Origin of the sequence: Natronospira sp. (genome assembly GCF_007134575.1) — a bacterium.
In the GTDB taxonomy this organism is placed as follows: domain Bacteria; phylum Pseudomonadota; class Gammaproteobacteria; order Natronospirales; family Natronospiraceae; genus Natronospira; species Natronospira elongata.
This window is the reverse complement of record NZ_SLKM01000169.1, coordinates 1-8,054: the sequence shown is the minus strand read 5'-3', so window position 1 is coordinate 8,054 and position 8,054 is coordinate 1. Positions and strand designations below refer to the sequence as shown.

The following is an 8,054-nucleotide window of genomic DNA, read 5'->3' as shown; positions in this document are numbered from 1 at the left end:
GGCGCGAATGAATTGATCAGAGGTTCCTTAAGTGATGCAGGCAGAATTTTGGGATGCGCCAGCCACAATCGCGCGAGGCGCCGGCCCGGACCCGTGCGGCCAGCAAGGAGCCAGTATGCCGGAACAGGGACAGACCATTGATTTGCGACACCGCAACCCCTGTCGGTGTCGCGATTGTCATCGTCGCAAGGACTGCCTGCCGGCCAACCTGGAAGGGTCGGCAATCATCGACCTGGAAGACACCGCCGGCCCGGGGCGGACATTGCACACAGGTGATTGCCTCTATCGTCAATCTGACACCCTTACCGCCGTTTACGCAGTGCGCTCAGGCAGTTTCAAGGGCGTCAGGTGTTTTCCCGGCGGGCACGAGCAGGTTTGTGCCTTCTACATGCCCGGAGAGCTGATTGGCCTAGATGGCCTCTATGGGGGGCAGTACCAGTGCCGGGTGCAGGCCCTGGATACCGCCCATGTCTGCGCCTTCGAGCCGGGCTCCCTGGAACGCCTGGCCCGTCGCCATCCCCGCCTGCAGCACCAGTTGCTGCGCCTGGCCAGTCGCGAGCTGAGCCTGTTCATGGATCGGGACTTCGAACAGCCCGCCGAGGGTCGGGTGGCGAGTTTTCTCCTGCATGTCAGCGAACGAATGGCCCAGCTGGGCTGTTCCGCCCACCGCTACCGCCTGAGCATGAGCCGTCGTGACATTGCCAATTATCTGGGTCTCGCGCCGGAAACCATCAGCCGGGTGCTGCGAAAAATGGTGGCACAGAGTCTGGTCGAAGTTGAGCGCCGCGAAGTGGAGCTGATCGACCGACCGGCGCTGGAGCGTTTGGCGGCGGGGAGCTAGGTTCCCGGGGCATATCGTCCCGATCCCGGCGTGGTTATAATGCATTTTTCATGCATCAAGGAACTCAGGTTCCCCATCGGAGCGCATTGTCCCCGTGCATCTGACCCGCCATACAGACTATGCCTATCGCGTTCTCATCTATCTCGCTATTCGCCCTGGCGAACAGGCGACCATCAATGAAATCGCCGAAGCCTACGGGATTTCCCGCAACCATCTCATGAAAGTGGTCCAGGGTCTGGCCCGGGCCGGCTTTCTCCTGTCCCGGCGGGGCAAGGGCGGTGGCATCCGGCTGGCCAGACCGACGGCCGAGATCAATCTGGGCGCGGTGGCGCGGGAGATGGAAGAAGACTTTGCCATTGCCGAGTGCTTTCCCGGCGGGGCGGGTCAATGCAACATCGTGCCGGCTTGCCGTTTGATGCATGTCCTTGACGAGGCCCTGCGGGAATTCATGCGCGTCCTGGATGGTTACACCCTGGACGACCTCATGGGGCAGCGAGAGGCCCTGGCCGGGCTGCTCCAATCCTAGACTGTTCTTGAAAGACGTCTCCGGTGGCGACGGTTCCAGCCGTGCTCCCTCCAGATTGTCACGGACGCAAAAGGGCCCCGATATGGGGCCCTTTCCTTTCTCCGTGGTTGTTGCTGCGTCCTAGAGGCGGTCGGGTGCCGCGCCTTTTCTCTCCACTTCCAGCGCGTCATAAAAGAAGCAAGATGCATGCATATTTTGAGGCGCAATGACGAGACGATCCTTGATGAGGATCAATTCAGGTAATGTTCAGGAGATTGCCAGGCCGTAAGTGATATCGTTGAAGCGTTCGCTATCGAGAATGCGGATTCGGCGCCCCGATACCTGAATGACGCCACCCTCCTGCAATTGGGCAAAGACCCGGGAGAGGGTCTCCGGCTGCAGGGCCAGCAGTCCGGCTACATGTTTCTTGGAGGTGGGCAGCTCCAGTTGCTCGCTGGCATCCTGCTGATGCTGAAGCTGCAAGAGATAATTGACCACTCGCAGCGTGGCGTTCTGTAACGACAGGGCCTCGATATCGGTCAGACGTTGTCGCAGTCGCCGGCTGAACATGGCCATCAGCTTGAAACAGGCATCCACGTCTTCTCGTAGCATGGCGACGCAGTCATCGGCATCGAAAGCCACCAGCCGGCTTGCCTTGAGGGCCTCGCAGTTGACTGGATAATTGCGTTCCTCCATGAACATGGTGGCCTCGGCAAAGGTACTGCCGGGTTGGAGCAGGGCAATGATTTTCTCATTGCCGTTGGGAGCCAGGCGATAGAGCTTGAGCTGGCCGGCCTCGCAGAGAAAGATGCGCCGGGCCGGGTCACCCTCGTGAAACAGGGTCTCTCCCCGGTCGATCTCGACAATCTCCGCCCTTGCCAGGACCCGTTCTCGCAGGGTCTCGGGCAAAGCCGAAAAGATCCGGTGCTCGTCGACGTGCTGTCGGCTGGGTCGTTGAGTGCTGGTCATGGGGCTAGTTTACGCAATTGCTGCCTGATATGTGACCGCAAGCAGCCCAATCATGACCTGAATCAAGTACAGCGCCACTCAGGACAAGGACAATCATCACCAGCATCAATTACACCCTATTGGGAGCCGAGATAATGTTTGGCAAAAAGCCTTACTTCCTTCCCGCCTGTCTGGTCCTTTCGTCCCTTTTGGCGATGCCACCGGCAGTCCTCGCCGATCCGGTCACGGAGCTGGATTTCCGCTACCGGGTGGAGTTCGTGGATCAGGACGGGGTGGACAAGGAAGCATTGGCCTCCACCGCTCGCCTGCAGTTGGGCCTGCGCAGTGCCGAGTGGCAGGGGTTCGATGCCGGGGTCATGTTCCACGGCAACCGGGTGATCGGTGAGCGCCGCTACAACGACACCGTCGCTCCCGAGCCCCGACCCGTGGTGGCCGACCCGGCCGATACCGGGATCTCCCAGGCCTGGGTACGCTATCGCCAGGGAGACGAGCTGGAAGCCCGGCTGGGGCGCCAGCGCCTGATCGACGACAACGCCCGCTTCCTGGGTAATGTGGGCTTCAGGCAGCTGGAACAGACCTTCGATGCCCTGCATGTCAACTGGCGCCCGAGCGACGACTGGGACCTGTCCCTGACTCATCTCGACCGTGCCCACCGCATCTTCGGCACCAACCACCCCAACCGCCTCATGGCCGAGGCCGAGCTGGACAGCTGGCTGGCGGTGGTCAACCGCCACTGGGGCGACACCCGTCTCGGCTTCTATGCCCACCGCTTCAAGTTCGAGGACCGCCCGGCCTCCCATGAGAACCTGGGCATCCGCCTGAACGGCCCCCTGCCGGGCACTGATGCAGGCTTTCACTACCGCCTGGAATACGCCCGCCAGGACGGCATCGGCGATGCCGGCCCCCAAGAGACGCAGGACTATTGGCGATTGGAACTGGAGCAACGCCTCGACGGCTGGCGCTGGTTCCTCGGCCACGAACGCCTGGGCGGCGACGGCGAGCAGGCCTTCCAGACCCCCTTCGCCACGCTCCACGCCCACAACGGCTGGGCCGATCAGTTCCTGACCACGCCGGACGTGGGTCTGCAGGATACCTGGCTCGGCATCGGCGGGCAGGCCGGCGACTGGCGCCTGTTGGCCCGCTGGCACGACTTCCGCGCCGACGCCACCAGCATCGACCTCGGCAGCGAACTCAACCTCCTCGCCGCCCGCCCCCTCACCGGCCCCTGGCAGACCGAGATCAAGCTCGCCTGGCACAACGGCGGCGACAACCGCCCCGACGTCAGCAAGCTCTGGTGGACCCTCTCCGCGGGCTTCTAGCCCGGAAAAGCGCGATCAACCCAATAAGGAGGCGGGGCAACCCGCCTCGATCAATTCCCCTTCTGCGTGTTCGGTTGGCCGTGATCAGGCCCTGGTGTCAATCAGACTGCCACCGTCGGTGTCACCGGACTGATCCAGGTCTTACACCGGAGAAAGTAGCACTGCCTCCCGGGAATCATTCGTCTGGCCCCGATATCCTGTTCCTTGCGGCGACGTTTTTGTGGGCGTATTGACGCACGGGGCGAGGATAAATATTATCTTTTCGGCCCGGCGATGAGGCCGGGCTCAGCCCGGAAGGGCTGAGATCGTCAAAAGGATCAAAAGGGAGAAAACGATGAAAATGCCAACCATTGCCACTTCGCTGGCTGCGGCCGGCACACTCGCACTGGCTTCCTTTGGCGTGACCACCCAGGTCCAGGCGGAAGCCGTCTCGACCCACTCCACCCAGACCCAGAGCGCCGAGAGCGTCAGCGAGGCCGCCTGGTCCATCCTGCAAGCCACGGCAAGTCCGGATGTGCTGGAGGGATATGTTCCGTCCACTGCCTCCGACGGCCCGGCGGACTGGGTCCAGATCGCCACCATCGTGATCGATGCGATCTTCAGCGACAGTGGCCCGGTGGATCTCAGTGACTGGAGTCTGGAACAGATCCGGCAGATTGTTCGTGAGGAGAACTTCAAGCAGGATCGAGGTTATTACGTCAGTGACCTGAGAACGTTCCAGGAAATACTGTCGATCTATCGGAGCGATGTTGCCTCAAGTGGGTATCAGAATGTTGATCGGCTGGAAGACCTCTTCGAAAGAACGGTCGCTTTGGTCAATCACCCGATCTATGTCAATGACAATTATGAAGACTTCCGTTGACGGCTGACAGCCGACTACAGCCTGGCTGCCAGTTATCTAACGGCAATGGCTCAAGAGAGGATCCTGGCCAAGGATTTGACCACCAATAGCCTCGACTTGGTCAGAGATTCCAGTTCCGACGACCTACAGGAGCTCGGATCCAATGCTAATTCGGTTATCAATGGAAATGTTCGGATCACACAGACTCCGAGTTGGCAACTCTGCTCCGGAAGTCTTCTTTCAAGCGACCAGCCAGCGATGGCCCAGCTGATTGAAAGGGAGACCCGGAGTGATGGGAACGACCGCCATCGGTCCCTGGCGTGGGCCAACGACCATTGCCATTACGTGGTCCGCGATGATTTGCATGGCCGGAGCGTCAGCTATGACATCCGCCTGCACGGGGCGGAGATGGCAGCCGAAATGGCGGCCGCCACGCTGAACCAATGGCGCACGGAACACCGGGACGAAAACAAGGGGGAGTATTACGCCGATATCCTGTATTTCCTCCAGACCTTTGAAGGCTTCGAGCGAGACGACCTGCTCTGACGCTTGAATGCTTGATGTGTCCCGGCGCCCCCATCGCAGCGATGGGGGCGCTGCGTGTGTGATGGAAGATTGGGGGAAGAAACATGGGAATCAGATTTTTCACCGTGTTGTTCGCAATGCTCTTGCTGGCCGGCTGCGGTAATCAGGATCCCCTGGCGGCGCCGACGGATCTGACTGTCGAGACCGGTGATGGCGAGATCCGGCTGGACTGGTCGCTGTCCGACGAGGCCCAGCGCTATCAGGTTTATGTGCTGACAGCCAAGGACCAGGCCCTTGACGAGGCCTTTGAAACCTTTGTTGTAGAGGCGCCGCCGGTGCGGCTGGATGGTCTTGATAATCAAACCGACTACTACCTGGCGGTGGTGGCGCAACGCTGGCTGCGCGCCGACAGCGAAGCGGCCCGGACCGGGGCCCGCCCGGAAGGGCCCTTTACCCCCATTGGGGGGCTCAACGACACCGGCCTGCAGCAGTGCTATGACGGTGATGCGGATGCCATGGTGAGCTGCCCGGTGGCGGACTGGCCGGGCCAGGACGCGGATTTCGGTCGGGACCGGCTGGCGGCAGAGGGCGAGCTTGAGAAAATCGACGCCGGCCACGCCGGCTTTGATTTCACCAAGATTGCCGCCAATGGTGCGACCCTGCCCGCGGATGCCGAAGAATGGCGCTGTGTGCGCGACAATGTCACCGGACTGATGTGGGAGGTCAAGACCGCTGATCCGGACGACTGGTATGCCGATGAGGACGATATCCACGCCCTGGTTCATCGTTGGAGCTGGTACAACCCGGATGAGCGTGTCAACGGGGGTCGGGCAGGCATTCGACATACCGCGCTTGGAAGCTGCCCCCTGGAATACTGCAGCACCAGGGATTTCATCGAGGCCGTCAATGAGAAAGGGCTGTGCGGCTACAATGACTGGCGGCTGCCGACCGTTCGGGAGTGGCTGTCCATCAACAACTATCATCCATCACCCACGATTCGAAGGCGAATCAACAACTTTGTTGACACCACTTACTTCCCCAGTCAGAGGCACCGCGGAACCTATCCGTTCTTCTGGTCGGGGTCCGCCTTCGTCAACCCTTTGCTCGATATGGAACCCGGCGATGACGCTGAATCACTAGGCATGGGGTGGAATCATCATACTGGGGGCAGTCTGCATGCCCCGCAAGCAGCCGATATCTCTTCCCATGTGAAACTCGCACGGCATGTCAGTCAAGACAATCAGCATGTGGACGAAACCATTCCTGCGGTGGAAGCTCGAGGTGATCAGAAGTGTGTTGACAACATCCCGAGAAGCAACCACCCGCAAGACCTGATGCCCCGGCCGGACGGCACGGTGGTCCACCAGGCGTATGGCCTGATGTGGATGCGATGCAGCATTGGCCAGGAATGGGATGGGGAAACCTGCGTGGGAGAGCCCACCACCCTGGATATCCAGTCGGCACTGCAGACAGCGGCTGATTACAGCTACGCCGGCTACGATGACTGGCGTGTGCCCAACATCAAGGAGCTGGATACCTTGATAGAGCGTTCCTGTGCCCATCCGGCCATCGATCTCAATCTTTTCCCCAATACGCCCAGAAAATCCCACGCCCTGTCCTCGACTGCTGTTTACTGGGGCGAGGGGAGCGCGAGAGAGGAGCTAAGAGACCCGGAATTTTTCGGTATTACTCAGGATCAGGGCATTGTGCGGACCATTCCCGTTGATCTTGACAACCTGAGAAGCTCTCTTCCACAAGAAACCCACGTCCGGCTGGTCCGGGATCTGGAATGATCAGAGCTTATCGTTCGAGGAAGCGCCGGCGTGTTTGATTGAGTGATGGTTTACCAGGCCCGTTGTCACTTTTGACAAGAAAAAAGAGGCGGGGTAACCCGCCTCAATGAGTGCCCCTTCTGCTTGTTGCTTGAGGCTAGACGCGCACGTCAATCAGGCTGCCCAGGCGAGGGTCCGGTGCGGAGGCCTGGGTGGCCGGGCTGGCCGGGTTGAAGTCGGGCAGGCTTTCTATCAGTTGGGCCGCCTGGGTTTCCTGGGCGTCCAGCGCGCGGCGCAGCACGGCCACTTCGGCTTCCGCCTTGGTCTGGGCCATGCTCATGTTGCTGGCCGTGGCGGCGATGGCGCTGATATCAGCCATAAGTCCCTCGTTTGGATCATGGATAGTTTGAGCCTAGCAGGTCGAGTGCACTTGTTTGTCCCCGGTGGCCACGCGAGGGGCTGAGCGGTGGGCCTGGCTGGATCAGCGGTCTGTCTGGCGGCGCGGGCCGGGCCAGGCGGCCAGGCCGCCCAGGAGATTGTGGATTCGGGGGTGGCCTTCCTCGGCCAGCAGGCGGGCGGCCGTTTCGCCACGCGTGCCCCGGGTACAGTAGACCACACAGGGCCGCTCGCCCAGCCGGGCCGGGCGCTCGCCCTCCAGCAGCCGGGACAGGGGCAGATTCTCGGCCCCGGGGATATGGCCCGCGGCCCATTCATCCGGTTCCCGGATATCCAGGAACAGGGCATCATCCAACTGAGAGGCCTCATTGGGAGCGATGTCCTGGCCGGGGTCACGGCTTGGCCGGGGCAGTTCAACCGCGGCCGGGTCGAGGCTGCACAGGCCGCAGTCCGGGCGCTTGCGGATTCGCAGGCAGTGACTGTCCATGCTGCGCGCATCCAGGGTCCAGAGCCGGCCGATCAGCGGTTCCAGCCGCCCCGGCAGGGCCTGGCTCACGATCAGCTGGATGACCTGCATGGCCTGCAGGCTGCCGGCCATGCCCACCAGGGGACCAAGGACCCCGGCCTCGGCGCAGTTGGGCACCCAACTCGTTGGGGGCGAGGGGAAGAGGCAGCGCAGGCAGGGGCCGTGGTCGGGATCGAAGACCGTGACCTGGGCCTCGAAGCCGGTGACCGAGCCGTAGACCAGCGGCACCCCGAACTTCACGGCGGCATCAGCGGCCAGGAACTTGGTATCGAAGTTGTCGCTGCCATCGACGATGACATCGTGGTCCTCGAACAGGCGCTGGACATTGTCGCGATCCAGCCGCCCGTTCTCGCCGACGAT

9 protein-coding genes are annotated in these 8,054 nt (G+C 61.6%); 6 read left to right on the top strand and 3 right to left on the bottom strand.

Annotation, left to right across the window (positions count from 1 at the left end; genetic code table 11):
• Window positions 1–115: 115 nt before the first annotated feature.
• A complete protein-coding gene (locus tag ACJWXQ_RS06680) occupies window positions 116–841 on the top strand; it encodes a helix-turn-helix domain-containing protein (protein WP_406672429.1) in 726 nt (241 codons plus the stop codon).
• A gap of 94 nt (window positions 842–935) precedes the next feature.
• On the top strand, window positions 936–1,367 hold the full coding sequence (locus tag ACJWXQ_RS06675) for an Rrf2 family transcriptional regulator (protein ID WP_346052551.1): 432 nt from the start codon (window positions 936–938) through the stop codon (window positions 1,365–1,367).
• 246 nt (window positions 1,368–1,613) lie between these two features.
• On the opposite strand, the gene ACJWXQ_RS06670 is transcribed toward ACJWXQ_RS06675, so the two are convergent.
• Window positions 1,614–2,315, bottom strand: a complete 702-nt coding sequence (locus ACJWXQ_RS06670) for a Crp/Fnr family transcriptional regulator (RefSeq protein ID WP_406672428.1) — start codon at window positions 2,313–2,315, stop codon at window positions 1,614–1,616.
• A gap of 134 nt (window positions 2,316–2,449) precedes the next feature.
• On the opposite strand from ACJWXQ_RS06670, the gene ACJWXQ_RS06665 reads away from it, so the two are divergent.
• The 4 genes from ACJWXQ_RS06665 to ACJWXQ_RS06650 all read left to right on the top strand — a co-directional run bounded on the left by ACJWXQ_RS06665 (window position 2,450) and on the right by ACJWXQ_RS06650 (window position 6,793).
• On the top strand, window positions 2,450–3,634 hold the full coding sequence (locus tag ACJWXQ_RS06665) for an alginate export family protein (RefSeq protein ID WP_406672427.1): 1,185 nt from the start codon (window positions 2,450–2,452) through the stop codon (window positions 3,632–3,634).
• A gap of 334 nt (window positions 3,635–3,968) precedes the next feature.
• The gene (locus tag ACJWXQ_RS06660) at window positions 3,969–4,496 is read left to right on the top strand and encodes a hypothetical protein (RefSeq protein WP_406672426.1); all 528 of its coding nucleotides are present in this window, start codon (window positions 3,969–3,971) and stop codon (window positions 4,494–4,496) included.
• 237 nt (window positions 4,497–4,733) lie between these two features.
• Complete coding sequence (locus tag ACJWXQ_RS06655; protein ID WP_406672425.1) at window positions 4,734–5,021, top strand: hypothetical protein; 288 nt, start codon at window positions 4,734–4,736, stop codon at window positions 5,019–5,021.
• A gap of 83 nt (window positions 5,022–5,104) precedes the next feature.
• Window positions 5,105–6,793: a DUF1566 domain-containing protein gene (locus tag ACJWXQ_RS06650; RefSeq protein WP_346053443.1), complete on the top strand. Its 1,689-nt coding sequence runs from the start codon at window positions 5,105–5,107 to the stop codon at window positions 6,791–6,793.
• Between the two features lie 136 nt (window positions 6,794–6,929).
• On the opposite strand, the gene ACJWXQ_RS06645 is transcribed toward ACJWXQ_RS06650, so the two are convergent.
• Window positions 6,930–7,151, bottom strand: a complete 222-nt coding sequence (locus ACJWXQ_RS06645) for a YjfB family protein (RefSeq protein ID WP_346053445.1) — start codon at window positions 7,149–7,151, stop codon at window positions 6,930–6,932.
• A gap of 102 nt (window positions 7,152–7,253) precedes the next feature.
• Window positions 7,254–8,054 (bottom strand): ThiF family adenylyltransferase (locus ACJWXQ_RS06640; protein WP_406672424.1); only part of this gene is annotated, 801 nt, incomplete at its 5' end.

Excerpts from the sequence above, each read along its gene's own strand:
- ACJWXQ_RS06660 (WP_406672426.1), top strand. The coding sequence starts at position 3,969 with ATGAAAATGCCAACCATTGCCACTTCGCTGGCTGCGGCCGGCACACTC.
- ACJWXQ_RS06680 (WP_406672429.1), top strand. The coding sequence starts at position 116 with ATGCCGGAACAGGGACAGACCATTGATTTGCGACACCGCAACCCCTGT.
- ACJWXQ_RS06670 (WP_406672428.1), bottom strand. The coding sequence starts at position 2,315 with ATGACCAGCACTCAACGACCCAGCCGACAGCACGTCGACGAGCACCGG.
- ACJWXQ_RS06665 (WP_406672427.1), top strand. The coding sequence starts at position 2,450 with ATGTTTGGCAAAAAGCCTTACTTCCTTCCCGCCTGTCTGGTCCTTTCG.
- ACJWXQ_RS06650 (WP_346053443.1), top strand. The coding sequence starts at position 5,105 with ATGGGAATCAGATTTTTCACCGTGTTGTTCGCAATGCTCTTGCTGGCC.
- ACJWXQ_RS06655 (WP_406672425.1), top strand. The coding sequence starts at position 4,734 with ATGGCCCAGCTGATTGAAAGGGAGACCCGGAGTGATGGGAACGACCGC.
- ACJWXQ_RS06645 (WP_346053445.1), bottom strand. The coding sequence starts at position 7,151 with ATGGCTGATATCAGCGCCATCGCCGCCACGGCCAGCAACATGAGCATG.